This is a genomic window from Alteriqipengyuania lutimaris (genome assembly GCF_003363135.1).
GTDB classification, from domain to species: Bacteria; Pseudomonadota; Alphaproteobacteria; order Sphingomonadales; family Sphingomonadaceae; genus Alteriqipengyuania; species Alteriqipengyuania lutimaris.
The window spans coordinates 2,307,719-2,326,927 of record NZ_QRBB01000001.1 but is presented as its reverse complement, the minus strand read 5'-3'; the positions used below and the strand labels follow the sequence as shown (position 1 = coordinate 2,326,927).

Below are 19,209 nucleotides of genomic sequence, written 5' to 3'. Positions count from 1 at the left end.
CGCGCCGCCCGATCCGCCCGTCTTGATCCGGACCATACCCGAAACCGGCTCGACCAACGCCGACCTGTTGCAGGCGCTGCGCAATGGCGAGGGCGTGCGCGAAGGCGATTGGCTGGTCGCCTACCGGCAGAGCGCCGGGCGCGGCCGTCAGGGTCGGGGCTGGCATGACGGGCAGGGCAACTTCATGGGCTCGACCCTGTGCCATCTGCGGGCGGGCGACCCGCCGCCTGCAACGCTGGCGCTGGTGGCCGGTATTGCGCTGCTCGAAGCGGTTCAGGCGCAGTGCCCCACGCTCGCCAACCTCCAGCTCAAGTGGCCCAACGACCTGCTCGTGGGCGGTGCCAAGCTCGCAGGGATATTGCTTGAGCGCGAGGGCGCCGGCGTGGTCGTCGGAATCGGCGTAAACCTCGCGGCCGCTCCGGATCTGCCAGATCGCAGGACCGTGAAATTGGCCGATTTCGGCCCCGCTCCCGACCGCGACACCTTCGCCGCGACGCTTGCCGAAAGCTGGACGCGCGATCTCGGCCGCTGGCGCGACTACGGCATCGATCCGCTCCTCGCGCGCTGGCGGGCGGCCGCGGTGCCCGAAGGGACCGCGCTGACGGTCCACGAGCCTGGCGGCGCGGTTCTAGCGGGCGTTTATGCGGGCCTGAGCGACGAGGGCGCCATGCGACTGCGCTTGGCCGATGGACAGACCCGTGTCATTCACGCCGGAGATGTGATGCTGGCGCCATGATACAGGCAAAGGATAGCTAATGCTTCTCGCGATCGATGTCGGAAATACCAATCTCGTCTTCGCGCTGTTTGATGGCGAAGAACTGCGCGCCCGCTGGCGCATCTCGACCGACGGGCGGCGCACCGGCGACGAATATGCCGTTTGGCTGTTCCAGCTGCTGGGCATCGAAGGGGTAGCCCGCGAAGACATCACGCACATCATCTTCGGTTCGGTCGTGCCGCGCGCGGACCACAACCTGACCGTGCTGGCGGAGAAATATTTCGGGATCACGCCGATCATCGCAGGGCAGGGCGATGCGGGCTGGAATTTCGAGATCGACGTCGATCTGCCCAGTACGCTCGGCGCGGACCGCGCGCTCAACTGCATTGCCGCTCATGCCCTCGTCGGCGGGGACATGATCGTGCTCGATTTCGGGACCGCGACCAAGTTCGAGGTCGTCGATTTCAACGGCGCCTACAAGGGCGGGATCATCGCACCCGGGATCAATCTCTCGCTCGATGCGCTGGTAGGCAAGACCGCCAAGCTGCCGCGCATTGCAATCAGCGCCCCCGCGACCGATAGCGTGATTGGCCGCAACACCGAAGATCAGATGCTGATCGGCGTGTTCTGGGGCTATGTCGCGATGATGGAAGGCCTGATCGCGCGCATGAAGGCGGAGATAGGCCGCCCGACGAAGATCGTTGCGACAGGCGGCCTGTCGGTCTTGTTCGACGATCATACGGACATATTTGATGTGGTCGACACCGACCTGACGATCCGCGGCCTGCAATTGCTCGCCAAGCGGACGATTTCCAAAGGATGATATGAAAAAGAATTACAAGCCGGAGAACGAACTCCTGTTTCTCGCGCTGGGCGGATCGGCCGAGATCGGGATGAACGTCAATCTCTACGGCTGCGATGGCAAGTGGCTGATGGTCGACCTCGGCATGACCTTCGGCGCCAACGAGTATCCCGGGATCGAGCTGGTCTTCGCCGATCTCGAATTCATCGAGGATCGGGCGAAGGACCTGCTTGGCATCGTCCTCACCCATGCGCACGAGGACCATATCGGCGCGATCCCCTATTTCGCCGCCGATCTGGGCGTGCCGCTCTACGCGACGCCGTTCACCGCCGATCTCGTCCGGCGCAAGCTTCAGGAAGCCGATCTGGTGGACGAGGTGCCGCTGTATATCGTCCGCGAAGGCGATGACGACATGCAGATCGGACCCTTCGGCATCCGCTACCTGCCGCTCGCCCACTCGATCGCGGAGGGCAACGCGCTGCTGATCGACACGCCCTACGGCAAGGTCTTCCACACCGGCGACTGGAAGCTGGACGAGGACCCGATCATCGGCGAGCCGACGACCGAGGAAGAGCTGCGCGCCATTGGCGACGATGGCGTCCTGGCGCTGGTGTGCGACAGCACCAACGTGTTCAATCCCGAACCGAGTGGTTCGGAAGGTGCTGTCTACAAGGGCCTGCTCGAACAGGTGGAGAAATGGTCCGACCGTCGCGTGGTCGTCACCACCTTCGCCTCCAATGTCGCGCGGCTGCACACGCTGGGCGAGATCGCGAAGGAGACGGGCCGCGAAGTGGTGATGGCGGGCCGGTCGCTCGACCGCATTCTCGAAGTCAGCCAGGCCAACGGTTATCTCACCGATTTCCCCGAGCGGGTCGACTGGGATACCGCGATGAAAATGCCACGCGGCAAGGTGCTGATCCTTGCCACCGGCGGGCAGGGAGAGCCGCGTGCCGCGCTCGGCAGGATGGCGGACAACAACCACCCGATCGAGCTGTCGCGCGGTGACGTGGTGCTGTTCTCGAGCCGCCAGATTCCGGGCAACGAGATTTCGATCGGCAAGGTGATGAACCAGCTGGCAGAGCGCGGGATCGTGATGGTGACCGACCGGCAGAGCATGATCCATGTCTCCGGCCATCCGGGCCGCCCCGAACTGCAGGCGCTGTACGAATGGCTCAAGCCCGAGGTGCTGGTGCCCGTGCACGGGGAGGTCCGCCACATGCAGGAACAGGCGCGGCTCGGCCTCGCTGAAGGCATCCCGCACGCGGTCTTCCAGAAGAACGGCGATATCGTGCAACTGGCACCGGGCGAACCGGGCAAGATTGCGCAGGTGGCGACCGGGCGCCTCGTACTCGACGGTGACATCATCGTGCCCGCCGACGGCAACGCGATCACCGAACGGCGCAGGCTCGCCCGCGACGGCGTTCTGATCGTGGTTCTTTCGGGCAAGGAACAAGTGACGATCCGCGCGCTCGGCCTGCCACTCGACGAGGATTTTCCCGATTTCGTCGCCGAGGCTACCCGCGATGTGCGGGAGGCGCTGCGGCGCCTGCGCGGACGCGATGCGAAGGATCCCAAGTCCCGCCACGAGGCGGCCAGACTTGCCGCACGCCGTGCCGCCAATCGCTGGTCGGGCAAGCGCCCGCAGGTCCAGGTCATCCTGACGGAGGACTGACATGAGCCCGTGGTCCATCCTCGCGATCTACGTCCTCGTATGGATCTTCGTCGCGTTCGTGATGCTGCCGTTCGGTGTGCGCACGCACGAGGAGATGGGGCTGGACCTCACGCCCGGCCAGGCGGAAAGCGCTCCGGCCAATTTCCGCCCGGGCAGGCTGGCGCTGCGCGCGGCCGTGATTGCCGTGGTGCTGACTGCGCTGTGGGTGGCCAACTGGGAGCAGGGCTGGATCACCAGAGAGAGCTTCGACTTCATGCTCCCACCCGGCCAGCGGGGCGCGTAGCGGCGCCGCTCAGCCGGCCCGCAGCCGCTCCAGCGCCTGCGCCATTGCGACGTAAAGCTTACCGACCTCGGAGCCGAGCAGCGTGACGGCGAGGGCGTTGCCGTCGCGGGTCGACAGCAGTGTACGCAGCATCGCCTCGAAATCGTGGATGTAGCGATTTACGTGATCGCGGAAATCGTCGTCCTCGTCATACAATTCGGCGATTTCGCGGGCCTGCCGGTTGTCGAGCAGGCGCACCGCGCGACGGGTGAAAACGCCGCGATCGCCGCGCAGGTAGCTCGCCCACGCGGTGTCGGTGACTTCGCTCGACAAGGCCTTGGCGATATCGATTGCGTTGGAATTCAGGCTCTCGGTAATCAGCGCAACACGCCGCGCGAAATCATTGTCAACCTGCTCCTCGGCACGCTCGCGGGCGACCGAGACCCGCGTTTCGAGGTTCCCGGCAAGTTCGCTGACCAGTGACAGCTGATCGCGCAACTGCCGTGCCGCATCGCGCGCCGCCTCGGCGGAGCGTCTGGTGGCCTCGCGCAATTCTTCCAGCGCCTCATCCGCCTGTTCGCGCATCGCGGCGGTAAGGCTGGTCGCGGCATTCTCGCCGATCTCGGCACCGAGATCGCTTCCGTCCTCGCCGGCGTAGCGTGCCATCGCCGCGCGCGCCTTGTCCGCCGCAGTCTCGAGCTCCTCGACCGCCTGCGAAACGCGCGTCGCGGTCGCTTCGGACACGGCGCCGGCTTCCTCGTCGAGCAGGGCAAGCGCGGTGCGCAGCGAGGCGATGTTTTCCGTCATCGTGTCGCGGGTCTTGGCGAGCCGATCGTCGATCCGGTCGGCCACCCCGAAGATTTCCTCTCCCTTTTCACGGGTGTCGAGGATGTAGGCCGAAAGATGCTCGCTCCGCGTCGCACCTTCTTCGATGGTGCGGCGGAGTTTCTCGCCGTTCTCGCGCAGCGCCTTCAGCCGGGCCTCGGCAGCTTCCATCGCACTCGGCAAAACTTCGCGGCTGTGTGACGCGCCAGCCTGGATCAGTTCGAGCAGGCGAACGCCCGCTTCGGTCGCTTCGGCGAGGCTCTCGTTCAGCGCGGCCAGATCGCCGCTACCGGTTGTCAGGCGCTGTTCGAGCGTATCGGTTGCTTCGACCATCGTATCGCGCGCCTTGCCCGCGCGGCCGGCCACATCGTCGATCCGCGCGACTGCGATCGACAGGCGTTCGGCTGCGGCCTCGCTGGCTTCGGCAATCGCGTCTGCGGCCCGTACGTGGCTCTCGCGACGCTCTTTCACCGCTGCATCGATGGCTTCCAGCCGGGTTTCCAGCGAGCCGAGTGCCTCCTCCTCGATTTCCTTCTGTCGCGTCCGGCGCGCCTCGACCCAGTCGACGAATTCGCGATCGCGCGCCTTCATGTTCTCGTCGATCCGCTCCGCCTCTTCGCGCAGGCTTTCGAGGCGCGTCTGCGCTGCGCCCATCGCGTGCTCGTCGATCGATTGCACCTCGGCGACCGCATCGGTCAGCCGTTCGCGCAGCTTGTCGATCCGGGCTTGCGCTGCTGCCAGAGCCTCGACCTCGCGGCCGTCCAGATCGGTGCGGAAGCTCTCGCTCTGCTGGCGCAGGGCGGTGAAACGAGCATCGGCCATCGCCTCCAGCTCGGCCACGCGATCCCCCAGCGTGGTCAGCGTGCGATCGACCTGGCTGCGGAAATGCTCGACATGCCGCTCACCGGCTTCGCCGAACTCGTTGAGCCGCGACAGGCCGCTGGTGAGGCTGTCGAGCGAGGCCTGTGCACGTTCGCCCGCCGATCCGACCGCGTTGGCCGCATCGCGCGAGGCATTGGTGATCACGGGCAGATCGTCGCGCAGCTTGGCCATATTGGCGAGCGCGGTCTCGGATACGCGTGCGATCCGCTCCACCTCCTCGCCATTCTCGGCCACCAGCGCTTCGATCCGGTCGGCGTTTTGCGACAGGCGGGACGCGGCCACGCGGCCATGCGACTCCAGTTCGCGGGTCTGCCGGGTTAGGAATTCGCGCGCGAGGCTCAGCTCGCGATTGACCGTGGAGAGCCTTGCCTCGAGCTCGGCAATGTCGTCGACCGCAGCCTTTGCCGTGGCCCGGAAATGCGCGCTCTGCCTGCTCGCGCGCTGGCTGGCGAGGTGCCAAACGAACAGTATGAGCAGCGTCGGGATCGACCACGAGACAAGGGCAGGGGGCACCGCGTCGAGCGTCATGCTCCGAAAGCTGTTCATCCCCAGCGAAGCCACGAACAGCACGGTCCAGCCTATCAGCGCGAGCGCAGCAATGGCGGTGGCGATCGGACTGGCGAGGAGGGGCGCGCGTTCCGCTTCTTCCGCCTCTCCTTCGTCGAGCCATTCCTCCTCAGGAGTGGGATCGATATGGTCAGGGGTTTCGGTTTCGGCCACCCGTGCGGGTTCGCTGCCGTCGGTTGCGGCGTCGCTGTGCCCTACGGCCCGGATCGACGGTCCCCCGTTCATGCGCTTTTGCCTACCATGTTTTCGTCCCGCTTAAACCCTGCGTTAACTGCCTGGTCCGTAGTTAAAGATTTATGGCCTTCGAAAATGCCGCCTTTTCCGCCACCCTTGCTGCTGCCGCCGGAGACGATCCCGCGCTGCTGAGCGAGCTGCGTGGAGCCTTTCGAGAAAGCCTGGCGCATCAGATAGACCTTTTGCGCCGCGCACGCTGCGATGGCAACTGGTTGATTGCGGCGCAGCGGATCAAGGGTCTGGCGGCCAGCTTCCATGCCGAAGAGCTCATTGTGCTGGCGCAAGGCGCGATCGATACCGCTCCCGGCGATCCGGTGGCCCTGCGCGGTCTCGACCGCTTCCTTGCGGATTTCGATACGGCGCCCGTCACCTGAGCGATGCCCGGGGGGCGGCGCGCCCGGAAGTAGGCGACGCCAGCTTAAATCATTCCTCCTGAATCGATGCACAGCCCAGCTCTTGCGGGGACTGCAACCGGCTCGCGCCTGTGCTAAAGAGCCGCCGCGATCGATCAGGGATAATGGCCCCTTAACGATAGCGGGCTAAGCAAGGACGGTGACTGACAGGCCCATGACCAGCGTGCCGGAGACATTACCGGATTCAATGCACGTAGACCAACCGGTCGACGCGAACCTGCGTGCCGAACTGGCGCGGGGGGACATGGCGCTGTCGACCCTTACGCCTGTCCTCACCCACTTCCTCAACACGCATGATCGCTCGCTGTTCAGCGATTCCATCATTGCGCGCGTGCGCGGCATGCTGCGCAGTGCGGCCTACCGCCTGCTGCGGGTCGAGGCGGAGGAGATGGGCGCGAACGATATCTTCGGCTATGCTGATGGCCGCGCGGATGCGCTGGGCGAAGAGCTTGCGCGCCATGCCGCATTCCTGGGCCATTGCCACGCGCTGGCGATCGAATGGCAGCTGGCGGACCGGTTGCGCGGGCGAAACGGGATCGACCCGGTTCTCTCGCCCCTGCTGCAGTCGCTGATCTCGTCCGAAGACGCAGACCTTGCCGATGCGGCGATGGGCGCGCTCGCCGCGCAGGCCCGCTTCATCGAGCAGCAGAAGCGGATGGAAATGCCGCTGGCCGAGCTGCCGGAAGACCAGTTCACCAATTTTCTCTCGGTCTGGCGGCGTCAGCGCGACGACGTGAGCGAGGATCTCGCCGCCAAGGTCGAAGAGCGTATTCGCCGGATGCGCGCCGAGAACGAGGCGCGGCTTTCGCTTCTCGACCGGACGGTCAAGGGTTTGGGCCAGCGCGCCGACGTCGCCCTGTCGCTGACGCATGGCGGCGCAGCGCTGTTCCTCACGGCGCTGGCGCATCGGGCGGCGCAGGAACGCGACATCATCGTTGTTTCGACCAATGATCGCCTGCTCGTGCGGTTCGCCCTGTCGCTGCGCGCGGCGGGGCTCAGCTTCGCCGAAACCCGCGCCCAACTCCGCTCCCTGCATCCGGATGCCACAATGCCTGACGCCATCGGGCAGGTGAGTACGGCGGATGCACGCGCGCTTCTTGTTTCCTCGCCCTACGGGCACGCCGAGTAGGACGTGATGGACGACTCCGAACAGAGCTACATTGCGCGTGCGCGCACCGACGAGCAGGACCGCCTGATCGCCGCCGACGAGCCGCTCGCCGCGCTCCAGCGGCGTTGCGGAGGCGAGATTCCCGGCGTGATCGCGATTCCCGAACTGCGCGAGCAGGTGCGCAAAGCGCGCCGGACGAACCTGCGGCTCGGTCGCACGATCCACGCCTTCGACGGGGCCGACCGGATCAAGAGCTGGATGGAGATCATCCCGACCGAGGACACCGGCTCCGCTGCAACCGGCTGCGCCATCGGAATCGTAACCTGGCAGGCAAGCCCGCCGCCTGCCGATAGCGACGACGATGCTGCCGCGCGCCGCGACGCCATCGACGACGCCCTCGCCGAACTGCACGCCCGGCTCGATGCCGACCAGAAGGTTCTGACCGTCCATACCGAGGCGGAAGATCTCCAGCCCCTGCTCAAGCGGATGAGCGAGAACCTGGGCCAGATGTGGACTGATTTCGTCGATATCGAGGGCAGCCAGCATGCCCAGCCGCTACACTGGCGTCTGCTCGACCAGGCGCGCGTCTCGATCGACGGCAGCCCGCGCAACTGGACCGCACGCCTGATCCCGCTCGGCGCGCCGACGCCGGGGTCGCAGGGGTTCGAGCTTTACCTGATCGCCAATCGCGCATGGGTTGCCCGCAAGGAACGGCGTGACCGCCGGGCGGATGACGGTGCCTCGATCGGGCGCGATCTGACCCCGATCCTGCGCCAGCCGATCGCGCGTATCGTGGCCAATGCGGAAACGATCCGATCTCGCCTCGCAGGACCGCTGGGCGATGAATACAGCGATTATGCGCGCGATATCGTCAACGCAGGGCAACACCTGCTGTCGCTGGTAGATGATCTGACCGATCTCGAAGTCGTGGAATCGGATGGCTTTCGCGCCGCTCCCGATCCGATCGACCTTGCCGATGTCGCTCAGCGGGCGGCGGGTATTCTTGCCGTCCGTGCGCAGGAGAAGAAGATCACGATTGCCCCGCCGCCGCGCGGTTCAAGTCAGCCTGCCACGGCCGAATTCCGGCGTGTCTTGCAGGTTCTTCTCAACCTCGTGGGCAACGCGATCCGCTATTCACCCGAAGGTTCGACCATCACGGTCTCGCTCGGCCAAGAGGGCGGCAAGGCGCGCGTTTCGGTGTCGGACCAAGGCCCCGGTCTCGACGCGCAGGCGCAGCGCATCGTGTTCGACAAGTTCGAACGCCTCGGCCGCAGCGACGGCGGCGGGTCGGGGCTTGGCCTCTATATCTCCAAACGCCTCGCGCAGGCGATGGGCGGCGATCTGACGATCGAGAGCACGCCGGGAGAGGGCGCGACCTTCACCCTATCGGTGCCGGCCGGCGGCTGACGCAAAAAGGGCCGCAGCTTTCGCCGCGGCCCTTTTGTGTAAACTCGCCCTGGATCAGCGCTTGTCGACGGGCACGTAGTCGCGCTGGGTCGGGCCGGTATAGAGCTGGCGCGGACGGCCGATCACCTGAGCAGGATCGGAAATCATCTCGTTCCACTGCGCCACCCAGCCGACCGTGCGGGCGAGGGCGAAGAGCGCGGTGAACATCGTGGTCGGGAAGCCGATCGCCGACAGGATGATGCCCGAGTAGAAATCGACGTTCGGGAACAGCTTCTTCTCGATGAAATAGGGATCGTTGAGCGCCATTTCCTCGAGCCGCAGCGCGGTTTCGAACACCGGATCGTCGACCTTGAGCGCGGTGAACACCTCGCGCACGGTTTCCTGCATCACGGTCGCGCGCGGATCGTAATTCTTGTAGACGCGGTGGCCGAAGCCCATCAGGCGGAACGGATCGTCCTTGTCCTTCGCACGCTCGATATAGTGCGGGATCTTGTCGGGCGTGCCGATCTCGCGCAGCATGTTGAGTGCGGCTTCGTTGGCGCCGCCATGCGCCGGGCCCCACAGGCAGGCGATGCCCGCCGCGATGCAGGCGAAGGGGTTCGCGCCCGACGAACCGGCGAGCCGCACGGTGCTGGTCGAGGCGTTCTGTTCGTGGTCGGCATGGAGGATGAAGATCCGGTCCATCGCCTTTTCGACCTCGGGGATGACCTCATATTCCTCGGCCGGAACGCCGAAGGTCATGCGCAGGAAATTGCCCGTGTAGCTGAGCGAATTGTCCGGCTGCATGAAGGGCTGGCCGATCGAGTACTTGTATGCCCAGGCGGCGATCGTCGGCATCTTCGCGATCAGGCGGTGGCTGCTGATCTTGCGGTGCTCGGGATCCGAAATGTCGGTGCTGTCATGGTAGAACGCGGACAGCGCGCCGACCACGCCGCACATGATCGCCATCGGGTGCGCATCGCGGCGGAAGCCCTGGTAGAACTGGCGCAGCTGATCGTGCAGCATCGTATGCCGCGTGATCGTGTAGGTGAAATCGTCGAGCTCGTCCTTCGAAGGCAACTCCGAATTCAGCAGCAGATAGGCGGTTTCCATGAAGCTGGACTGTTCGGCCAGCTGCCCGATCGGATAGCCGCGGTGAAGCAGAACGCCTTCCTCACCATCGATGAAGGTCAGCGCGCTTTCGCAGCTCGCGGTCGACTTGAAGCCCGGATCATAGGTGAACTTGCCGGTCGTTCCGTAGAACTTTCGGATATCCATGACCTCGGGCCCGCAGCTGCCTTCGAGCACCGGGAATTCCTGCGTGCTGCCGCCAATATCGAGCTTTGCGGGTGAGTCTGCCATGCGGGGTCTCCTTAGTCGTTATTGTTGCTTGCCGGGGGCTGCCTGCGCTTCGATGCGCCCAAGCGATTCCGTTTTTCCCAGAAGGACGAGAACATCGAAAATTCCGGGGCTCGTCGTCGTCCCGGTGAGGGCGGCCCGGAGGGGCTGGGCGAGCTTTCCGAGGCCCAGTTCGAGCCGCTCTGCAAGCGCCTTGGTAGTGGCTTCGAGCGATTCGGTTGTCCAGTCGTTTTCGGCAGCCAGAGCGCTGTGCACTTCGGCCAGACGAGCGCGTGCCTCCTCGTCGAGAAGGCCCGCTGCCTTCTCGGTCAGAGTGAGTGGCCGTTTGAGGAACAGGAAGCGCGCATTTTCAGCGAGTTCGTGCGTATCCTTGGCACGGGTCTTGAGCACCGGCATCGCCCGGGTCAGCAGATCGCGGTCGATCTCTCCTTCGACGCTGCCTGCCAGTTCCTCCGCCACCAGATCGGCGAGACGCGTATCGTCGGCCTCGCGGATGTAGTGGCCGTTGAGGTTCTGCAGCTTCTTGATGTCGAAGCGGGCGGGGCTGCGGCCCACGCCGTCGAGATCGAACAGCTCGATCGCCTCGGCCTGCGTGATTTCCTCGCGGTCGCCGTGGCCCCAGCCGAGGCGCAGCAGGTAATTGAACAGCGCCTCGGGCAGGATGCCCAGCTCGTCGCGATAGGCTTCCACGCCCACTGCGCCGTGACGCTTGGACAGCTTTGCGCCATCGCTGCCGTGGATAAGCGGGACGTGGGCATAGACCGGGTCGGGCCAGTTGCCCTCGATCGCGTGCATCGCACGGTAGATCGGCAGCTGGCGGAAGGCATTGTTGAGATGGTCGTCTCCGCGGATCACGTGGGTCACGCCCATGTCATGGTCGTCGACCACCACCGCCAGCATGTAAGTCGGCGTGCCGTCGGCGCGCAGGAGGATGTAGTCGTCGATCTCTTCGTTCCTGACCGTCACGCGGCCCTGAACTTCGTCCTCGATCGCAGTCTCGCCGTCCTTGGGCACCTTCAGACGCACGGTGAAGGGCATGCCTTCCTGCTCCGGCCCCGGCTCACGGTCGCGCCAGCGCCCATCGTAGCGCATCGGCTGCTTGTTGGCGCGTTGCTCGGCGCGCATCGCGTCCAGCTCTTCGGGAGTGGCGTAGCAGCGATAGGCATGGCCGTTGTCGAGGAGGATGTTCGCCACTTCGGCATGGCGTTCGGCGCGCTCGGACTGGAAAACGGCAGGCTCATCGTAATCGAGCCCGAGCCAGTCGAGCCCTTCGATGATCTTGTCGATCGCATCCTGGGTGGAGCGCTTCTTGTCCGTATCCTCGATCCGGAGCAGCGCCTTGCCGCCATGGTGGCGCGCGTAAAGCCAGTTGAACAGCGCGGTGCGCGCGCCGCCCAGATGCAGAAAGCCGGTCGGTGATGGAGCGAAGCGGGTAATGATCGTGCCGGTTTCGCTTGCCATCTAAGTGCGCATCCTTTCCATTCTCTTTCATGGCGTCGCCGACACCGTCACCCGGTCCCGTAGGGGACATAACGACCGGCCGCGTCAGTCGATCCGTCATGGCGGACGAGTGGGCGAGCGGTGCGGGCGATGGTGCAGCGCAGCAGCGGCTTTGGCAGGTGGCTGGCGCTGTGTCCAGCCTGCTCGCCGCCATCCCTTCCGCAATCGAGGAAGGGCTCGGCCGAGCGGCGCTGGAGCGCGGACCTTGGCTGGTCGTCGCGGCAATTGCAGGCATCGCATTGTGGTTCGCCCTGCCGAACCGCGAAGCTTGGTTGACGGCAACTGCACTGGCGCTCCTTATGGCTGCAGGCGGCGCCGCGATGTTGTGGCGACAGCGCGTGCCGAACCTGGCCTTGGCGCTTGTCGCGCTCGGCCTCGCGCTTGCCTTCGGGATCGGGCTGATATGGGCACGCTCGGCCATCGTGGGTGCACCGGCGATACCCTATCCGCAGATGCGCACGATGGAGGCGGCGATCCTCGAGCGGGAGGAACAGCCTGCGCGTGACCGGGTGCGGCTGATCGTCGCCACGCGCGATGCCGAGAGCGGCGAGGCAATCAAGCTCCGGATCAACGTGCCGCTGGAACAGGCGAGTGCGCAGATGCAGCGGGGCGCGATAGTCCACCTGCCAGCTCGGCTGATGCCGCCCGCCGCCCCACTGGTGCCCGGAGGCTACGACTTCGCACGAACCGCCTGGTTCCAGGGCCTCGCCGCGACCGGCTCCGCGATGGGCGAGGTCGAGGTGATCGAGCGTCCGCCCCAGGGTTGGGGCGGAATCGCACAGGTCCAGCGCGAGCTGTCTGCCCACGTCCGCTCGCAGCTTGGCGGGTCGGCGGGAAGCATAGCGGCGGCCTTCGCCAGTGGAGACCGGGGCGCTATCGCCGAGGCGGACGAGGATGCGATGCGCGACGCTGGCCTGACGCACCTGCTCTCGATCAGCGGGCTTCACGTCAGCGCGGTGATCGCGGGAGGGTACTTCCTCGCGCTCAAGCTGCTGGCGTTGTGGCCATGGCTGACCTTGCGCGTTCGCCTGCCGGTCGTCGCGGCGGCGATCGGCGCGCTGGCGGGGGTGGGGTACACCCTGCTGACCGGCGCGGAGGTGCCCACCGTGCGCAGCTGCGCGGCAGCGGTGCTCGTCCTGATCGCGCTGGCGCTGGGGCGCGAACCGCTGACCTTCCGGCTGCTGGCGGTGGCCGCCGGCTTCGTCCTGCTGCTGTGGCCCGAGAGCCTCGTGGGGCCGAGCTTCCAGATGAGCTTCGCCGCCGTGCTCGCCATCGTGGCGCTTCACAACAGCGCTCCGGTACGCGCCTTCCTCGCCCCGCGCGAGGAGGGCTGGTGGATGCGCCCGCTGCGCGGCGGGGCGATGCTGCTGGTGACGGGCTTCGTAATCGAGATCGCGCTGATGCCGATCGTGCTCTTCAACTTCCATCGTGCCGGGATGTATGGCGCGCTCGCCAACATGATCGGCATTCCGCTCGTCACCTTCGTTTCGATGCCGCTGATCGCGCTGGCGCTGGCGCTCGACCTGGTGGGGCTGGGCGCGCCGGTATGGTGGCTGGTGGGCCAGTCGCTCGACCTGCTGCTGGGCATCGCGCATCTGACGGCGAGCCAGCCTGGAGCGGTCAAGCTGGCGCCGCACATGGGGGGCTTCGCGTTCTTCCTCTTCGTCGCCGGAGGGCTGTGGCTGGCGTTGTGGAGCGGCCGGGTGCGGTTCTGGGGCCTCGCGCCCGCCACGCTGGCCGCTATCCTGACCATCACCACGCCGCGGCCCGATGTGCTCGTCTCGCGCGACGGGCGGCATGTCGGGATCATCGAGGACGGCAGGCTGCTGTCCCTGCGCGACTCCCGCTCATCCTATGCCAGCGACACGCTGGCCGAACTGGGCGCGCTCGACGGTGAGCCGATGCCGCTGGCGCAGTGGCCGGGCGCGCGGTGCAGCCCGGAATTCTGCGTCGCGAGCATCGAGCGCGGGGGACGTACCCATCGCCTCCTGCTCGCCCGCGGACGCGACTACGTGACCGAGCGCGATCTGGCGGCGGCCTGCGCGCGGGTCGACATCGTGGTTGCGGACCGCTGGCTGCCCCGCAGCTGCCGTCCGCGCTGGCTCAAGGCCGACCGGCGGATGCTGGAAGAGACGGGCGGCCTTGCGATCCGCCTTGCCTCGCGCAAGGTCGAAACCGTCGCGCAGGGGCAGGGCGAGCATGGCTGGTGGCACGGGGAGGGCGGCGTGCCTCAGGGCGGCGTCGAACGCGACCGGCCCGAAAACAGCCCTCAGTGATAGCGGCGCAGCAGCCCCGCCAGCTTGCCCTGCACCTGGACTGCCCGGCTCTCGTAAATCTGCGGTTCGTAGCTGGCGTTGGCCGGGTCGAGCCGGATGCGGCCGCCATCGCGCCAAAGGTACTTGAGGGTCGCTTCCTCGTTTTCGACCAGCGCGACCACGATATCGCCGTCGCGCGCGGTGTCGGCGCGCCGGATCAGCGCGTAGTCGCCGTCGAAGATCCCCGCCTCGATCATCGAATCGCCCGAGACTTCGAGCGCGAAATGCTCGCCCGGGCCGAGCAGCGCGGCGGGCACGGGCAGGCTCTGGTGATCCTCGAAAGCCTCGATCGGGGCGCCTGCTGCAATGCGCCCGTGGAGCGGAATGTCGATCACGTCATTGGCGGCTTCGGGCATCTGCGCAGGGACCCGGGTGGTCTGCGCTCCCAGATCGTTGGCAGGCTTGGGCATCGAGCCGGCGACCGCGCTGTCGGGCATCTTGAGCACTTCGAGCGCGCGTGCCCGGTTGGGCAGGCGGCGGATGAAGCCGCGTTCCTCCAGCGCCGAAATCAGGCGGTGCACGCCCGACTTGCTCTTGAGATCGAGCGCCTCCTTCATTTCCTCGAAAGAAGGCGAGATGCCGGTCTCCTCCAGTCGCTGCTGGATAAACCGGAGCAATTCATGCTGCTTTGCGGTCAACATAGGTGCGATCTCCGCCAATCATGTTCGCCTCCATGCGAACGAATGCGGAACAATTAGGCAACTCGATTTTGCAAGTCAAGCATATGCGCGGTTTTCCAACAGGTAGCATGGAACAAACGCCCCCGTATCGGATCGATCGGCACCGGCGGGGCGGTCGATCAGCACATCCGCGCGGGCCAGAGGGAGCAGTGCGGAACTGTCCTGCACCTCTGCCGCGATGACGCCTGCGTCGGTCCATGTCGCGCGCAGGAACTCGCGCCGCTTCCCCCCGGCGGGAAGGGGTGCGGCAAGCGGAAGGGGGACCGCGCGCGGCAGGCAGGCCGCAGCTCCGGCCAATTTGCGGATCGCGGGCGCCATGAACAGGAAGCCGGTGACGAAGCTCGACACGGGATTGCCCGGCAGGCCGAGCGCCACCGTATTGCCACGCCGCGCGACGAGCAGCGGCTTTCCCGGCTTGATCGCGACGCGCCAGAAATCGATCGTGAACCCCGCCGCCTCAAGCGCCGGTTTGACGAGGTCGTGCGGGCCGACCGACGCACCGCCGCTGATGACGATCAGGGCGGCATCGCGCGCTTCCCAGAGCGTTTCCACCAGCGCATCGGCATCGTCGGCGACGGGGCCATGGGGGGACACATCGGCACCCGCACCGCGCGCCATGCTGGCCAGCATCGCGCCGTTTACCGCAGGGATCTGGGTCGGTGCGCAGATGGAAGGGTCGGCGCACAATTCGTCGCCCACTTCGACCACCGCAACCTGCGGCACCTCATGGACGACGATCTTCGCCAGCCCGCCCGCCCGCGCGAGAGCCATCTGCGCCGCACCGAGCGGCCCGCCCGGTTCGATCAGCACGTCGTTGGCTTCGAAATCGAGCCCTGCGCGCCGGATGAAGTTCGGATCGGGGGCTTCTTCGGCAAACAGCGTGTCGCCCTCGACCCGGGCATTCTCCTGGATCAGCACCGCATCGGCGCAGGTCGGCATGTGCGCCCCGGTCGAGATGCGGACCGCCATGCCGGTGCTCAGCGCCTTGGCGAAAGGCAGGCCTGCCCGTGCCTCTCCGACCAGTTCCCAAGGCCCGTCGCCGATGGTCGCATAGCCGTCCATCGCCGACAGGTCCTTGGGAGGATTGTTGCGCCGGGCGATGGCGGGCTTTGCGAGGAAGCGTCCGCCTGCCTCGCCGACGGGACATGCGATCGCCGGACCCGACCGGAGCATCGCCAGGAGCCGGGCCTGCGCCTGCTCGAGATCGATCGGCGGCGTCATGCGCCTTCGTCCGGATCATTGGCCGCATGCCAGTCGCCCGACTTGCCGCCGGTCTTGGAGAGCAAGCGCACCTGCTGGATCACCATGCCTTTGTCGAGCGCCTTGGCCATGTCGTAGATCGTCAGGAGCGCGATGTTGCACGCGACCATCGCTTCCATCTCCACCCCGGTCTTGCCGGTCAGCGAAGCGATGGCGGTAACGCGCACCGCATCCTGTTCGAGCGCGCACTCCACGCTCACGCTGTCGAGCGCGAGGGGGTGGCACAGCGGGATGAGTTCGCCGGTCTTTTTGGCGGCCATGATCCCGGCGATCCGCGCCGCGGCGAGCACGTCGCCCTTTGGCACGGTGTCATCGCGGATCGCGGCGAGCGCGTCCGCATTCATCGCGATGCGGCCGGTCGCGGTGGCGGAGCGGGCGGTTTCGGCCTTGCCTCCGACATCGACCATCCGGGCAGCGCCGTTCTCGTCAAGATGCGTCAACCCGCTCAACTCGTCGCTCCCGCAGAACGGTTGACACACCTGACACACTGTTCAGAGGCAAAAAACCGGCCGGGTGTCATGGTGTCGAAAAGTAACAGGGAGGGGCGAAGCGAGGGACGGGTGAGGGCCATTGCCTGATCATGCCATGGAGCGGAGCGGTAGGACAGTCTCAGCGTGCCAGCAGGGCCCGCGTCGCGGCCTCGACATCGGGGCGCCGCATCAGGCTCTCGCCGACGAGGAAGCCATGCGCGCCCGCCTCTTCGAGCCGGGCGCAGTCTCCGGCGGTGGCGATGCCGCTTTCGGAGATGAGGAACGCGCCTTCGGGTGCGAGCGGGATCAGCGCCTCGGTGGTGGCTATGTCGGTTTCGAAGCTGCGCAGGTCGCGGTTGTTGATGCCGATCAGCCGCGACTTGAGCTTGTGCGCCCGCTCCATCTCGGCGGCGTCGTGGACCTCGACCAGCACGTCCATGCCCAGTTCGTCGGCTGCGGCTTCGATTTCCTGCGCCTGCTGGTCGGTCAGCGCGGCGACGATAATCAGGATCGCGTCGGCCCCCATCGCGCGCGCTTCGCCGCATTGCCATGGATCGACCATGAAATCCTTGCGCAGCGCGGGCAGGGCGACCGCTTCGCGCGCGGCGATGAGGTAGTCGGCGTGGCCCTGGAAATAGGGCGCGTCGGTGAGGACGGAGAGACAGCTTGCGCCCGCGGCGGCATAGGCTTTCGCGTGCTCTGCGGGCTGAAAATCCTCGCGGATCAATCCCTTGGAGGGAGAAGCTTTCTTGATTTCTGCGATCAGCGCGCGGCGGCCGTCGGCGTGTGTCTGGCGCAGCGCAGCCTCGAACCCGCGCGGCGGGGCCTGAGCGGTGATCCGGGCAATCAGTTCGCCGACTTGCGTGGCGGACTGGCGCTCGGCAACTTCGTCGCGCTTGGTGGCGCAGATTTCTTCGAGTTTGTTCAAGTGTCTACCTCAATATCCGCTCACCCTGAGCCTGTCGAAGGGTCGCATTTATCTTTCCGTGGAGGCGCGGGAAGAAGGACGGTCCTTCGACAGGCTCAGGACGAGCGGGTCATTAGGATGAAGCCTAGCGAGCCATCGCAATCCAGCGCTCGAGCAGCCGCTGCGCCCCGCCGCTGTCGATCGCTTCGCCTGCGCGCACGGCCCCTTCTTTCCAGTCCTCGGTCTCGCCCGCTGCGATCAGCGCGGCGGCTGAGTTGAACAGCACCGCGTCGCGATACGGCCCCGGCGTGCCTTGCAGCAAGGCGCTCAATGCCTTGGCGTTGTGCTGAGGATCGCCGCCGCGAATGGCTTCGACCGGCGCGTGTTCGAGGCCCGCGAGCCCCGCATCGACGCGCTTCATCGCAAATTCGTGGCCGGTGACATCCGCCATCTCGTTCCCGGCGGCGAGGCTCAGTTCGTCGAGGCCTTCATCGCCCGAGACGATCAGCGTTCGCTCGGTGCCGAGGCGCGCTGCAGCCTCGCCATAGATCGAGACATAGCCGGGGCGCGCGATGCCGATCAGCTGGCGCTTCACGCCCACGGGGTTCGACAGCGGGCCCATCAGGTTGAAGATCGTCCGCCGGCCCAGTTCCTTGCGGATCGGCTGAATGCGCCGCATCGCGGGGTGGTGGTTGGGCGCGAAGAGGAAGCAGATGCCGATCTCGTTGAGCGTCTTTTCCGCGGTGCGACCGGCAGCTTCCATATCGAGGCCGAGCACCTCGAGCGTATCCGCCACGCCCGAGAGCGAGGAGATCGCGCGGTTGCCGTGCCGCGCAACCGGCACGCCGCAGGCGGCGACCACCAAACCCACAGCGGTCGAGACGTTGAGCGTGTGGTGCCCGTCGCCGCCGGTGCCGCACACGTCGATCGCGTTGTCGGGCCCGTCGACCGGGATATAGCGCGCCCTGAGCGCTCGCGCGGCGCCCGCGATCTCGTCGGCGGTTTCGCTGCGTTCGGTCATCGCGAGCAGGAAGCGCGCGATTTCCTGATCGGTTGCTTCCCCGTCGAGGATCCAGCCAAAGACCTCCTCGGCCTCGGCCTCGTTCATGTGCGGGACGGCGAGCGGGAGCGATTTCATGCCGCCTGCCTTTCGCGCGCTTCGATGCCGCAGATGGCAAGGAAATTGGCGAGCAGATCGTGGCCGTGCTGGGTGGCGATGCTTTCCGGGTGGAACTGCACGCCGTGGATCGGCAGCTCGGCGTGGCGGAAGCCCATCACGCTGGTGCCGTCGAGCCCCGGGGTCTCGCTGGTCGCGTTGACGTGCAATGTCTGGGGAATGTCCTCCACCACCAGCGAGTGATAGCGGGTGGCGTTGAAGGGGCTGGGGAGGCCAGCGAACACGCCGCTGCCGTCATGCGTCACCGCACTGGTCTTGCCGTGCATCAGCCCGCCCTGCACGACGCGCCCGCCGAAATGCTGCCCGATCGCCTGATGGCCGAGGCATACGCCGAGAAGCGGGAGCCCCGCGTCGGCGCAGGCGGCCACGGTATCGAGCGTGATGCCCGCCTCGTTCGGCGTCCGCGGGCCGGGCGAGAGAAGGATGCCCTTCACCCCGCTGCCCACCGCTTCGCGGGCGGTCAGCGCGTCGTTGCGCTCCACGCGAACCTCGGCGCCCAGTTCCTGCAGGTAGTGGACCAGGTTGAAGGTGAAGCTGTCGTAATTGTCGATGACGAGGATCATTGATTTACCGAGTCTTCCGCTTTCCATTCCGCTCACCCTGAGCTTGTCGACGGGTCGTTCTTTTTCTTCAAGAAGGACAGTGCTTCGACCGGCTCAGCACGAGCGGATAGAG

Annotated in this window: 17 protein-coding genes; 8 read left to right on the top strand and 9 right to left on the bottom strand. The window is 66.4% G+C overall.

Annotated elements, in window-relative coordinates; genetic code table 11:
* The first annotated feature begins 22 nt into the window (after positions 1–22).
* Genes DL238_RS11150 through DL238_RS11135 form a run of 4 tightly spaced genes read left to right on the top strand, consistent with a single transcriptional unit; the run spans position 23 to position 3,472 of the window.
* Entirely contained in the window at positions 23–736 is a 714-nt protein-coding gene (locus tag DL238_RS11150) for a biotin--[acetyl-CoA-carboxylase] ligase (RefSeq protein WP_115492325.1), read from the top strand.
* A gap of 19 nt (positions 737–755) precedes the next feature.
* Entirely contained in the window at positions 756–1,538 is a 783-nt protein-coding gene (locus tag DL238_RS11145) for a type III pantothenate kinase (protein ID WP_115492324.1), read from the top strand.
* Position 1,539: 1 nt separating this feature from the next.
* Positions 1,540–3,189, top strand: coding sequence for a ribonuclease J (locus DL238_RS11140; protein WP_115492323.1), 1,650 nt, complete (start codon positions 1,540–1,542; stop codon positions 3,187–3,189).
* A gap of 1 nt (position 3,190) precedes the next feature.
* Entirely contained in the window at positions 3,191–3,472 is a 282-nt protein-coding gene (locus DL238_RS11135) for a DUF1467 family protein (RefSeq protein ID WP_115492322.1), read from the top strand.
* Positions 3,473–3,481: 9 nt separating this feature from the next.
* On the opposite strand, the gene DL238_RS11130 is transcribed toward DL238_RS11135, so the two are convergent.
* A complete protein-coding gene (locus DL238_RS11130; RefSeq protein ID WP_115492321.1) occupies positions 3,482–5,950 on the bottom strand; it encodes a coiled-coil domain-containing protein in 2,469 nt (822 codons plus the stop codon).
* A gap of 71 nt (positions 5,951–6,021) precedes the next feature.
* On the opposite strand from DL238_RS11130, the gene DL238_RS11125 reads away from it, so the two are divergent.
* From DL238_RS11125 to DL238_RS11115, 3 genes are all read left to right on the top strand, one after another.
* Complete coding sequence (locus tag DL238_RS11125) at positions 6,022–6,333, top strand: Hpt domain-containing protein (RefSeq protein WP_115492320.1); 312 nt, start codon at positions 6,022–6,024, stop codon at positions 6,331–6,333.
* A 226-nt stretch (positions 6,334–6,559) separates the two neighbouring features.
* Complete coding sequence (locus DL238_RS11120) at positions 6,560–7,501, top strand: hypothetical protein (RefSeq protein ID WP_234031052.1); 942 nt, start codon at positions 6,560–6,562, stop codon at positions 7,499–7,501.
* 6 nt (positions 7,502–7,507) lie between these two features.
* A complete protein-coding gene (locus DL238_RS11115) occupies positions 7,508–8,887 on the top strand; it encodes a sensor histidine kinase (RefSeq protein WP_115492318.1) in 1,380 nt (459 codons plus the stop codon).
* A gap of 54 nt (positions 8,888–8,941) precedes the next feature.
* Here the strand turns inward: DL238_RS11115 and DL238_RS11110 are convergent, their stop codons facing one another.
* Together DL238_RS11110 and gltX are read right to left on the bottom strand one after the other, a co-directional pair.
* Positions 8,942–10,228 (bottom strand): citrate synthase, encoded by a 1,287-nt coding sequence (locus DL238_RS11110; protein WP_115492317.1) that lies wholly within the window; start codon positions 10,226–10,228, stop codon positions 8,942–8,944.
* Positions 10,229–10,246: 18 nt separating this feature from the next.
* Complete coding sequence (gene gltX / locus DL238_RS11105; protein ID WP_115492316.1) at positions 10,247–11,686, bottom strand: glutamate--tRNA ligase; 1,440 nt, start codon at positions 11,684–11,686, stop codon at positions 10,247–10,249.
* 29 nt (positions 11,687–11,715) lie between these two features.
* Between gltX and DL238_RS11100 the strand changes: the two genes are divergently transcribed.
* Positions 11,716–14,001: a ComEC/Rec2 family competence protein gene (locus tag DL238_RS11100; RefSeq protein WP_234031051.1), complete on the top strand. Its 2,286-nt coding sequence runs from the start codon at positions 11,716–11,718 to the stop codon at positions 13,999–14,001.
* Here DL238_RS11100 and lexA read toward each other — a convergent pair.
* From lexA to DL238_RS11070, 6 genes are all read right to left on the bottom strand, one after another.
* Positions 13,995–14,681 carry a transcriptional repressor LexA gene (lexA, locus tag DL238_RS11095; protein ID WP_115492314.1) on the bottom strand — a complete coding sequence of 229 codons (687 nt, stop codon included), beginning with the start codon at positions 14,679–14,681 and terminating at the stop codon, positions 13,995–13,997. The genes DL238_RS11100 and lexA overlap by 7 nt on opposite strands.
* A 75-nt stretch (positions 14,682–14,756) precedes the next feature.
* Positions 14,757–15,941 (bottom strand): molybdopterin molybdotransferase MoeA, encoded by a 1,185-nt coding sequence (locus DL238_RS11090; RefSeq protein WP_115492313.1) that lies wholly within the window; start codon positions 15,939–15,941, stop codon positions 14,757–14,759.
* Complete coding sequence (moaC, locus tag DL238_RS11085) at positions 15,938–16,429, bottom strand: cyclic pyranopterin monophosphate synthase MoaC (protein ID WP_115492312.1); 492 nt, start codon at positions 16,427–16,429, stop codon at positions 15,938–15,940. Before moaC ends, DL238_RS11090 begins: the two co-directional genes overlap by 4 nt.
* 160 nt (positions 16,430–16,589) lie before the next feature.
* Complete coding sequence (trpC, locus tag DL238_RS11080) at positions 16,590–17,378, bottom strand: indole-3-glycerol phosphate synthase TrpC (RefSeq protein ID WP_115492311.1); 789 nt, start codon at positions 17,376–17,378, stop codon at positions 16,590–16,592.
* Positions 17,379–17,502: 124 nt separating this feature from the next.
* On the bottom strand, positions 17,503–18,495 hold the full coding sequence (gene trpD, locus DL238_RS11075) for an anthranilate phosphoribosyltransferase (protein WP_115492310.1): 993 nt from the start codon (positions 18,493–18,495) through the stop codon (positions 17,503–17,505).
* Positions 18,492–19,097, bottom strand: a complete 606-nt coding sequence (locus tag DL238_RS11070; RefSeq protein WP_115492309.1) for an anthranilate synthase component II — start codon at positions 19,095–19,097, stop codon at positions 18,492–18,494. Before DL238_RS11070 ends, trpD begins: the two co-directional genes overlap by 4 nt.
* Positions 19,098–19,209 lie beyond the last annotated feature (112 nt).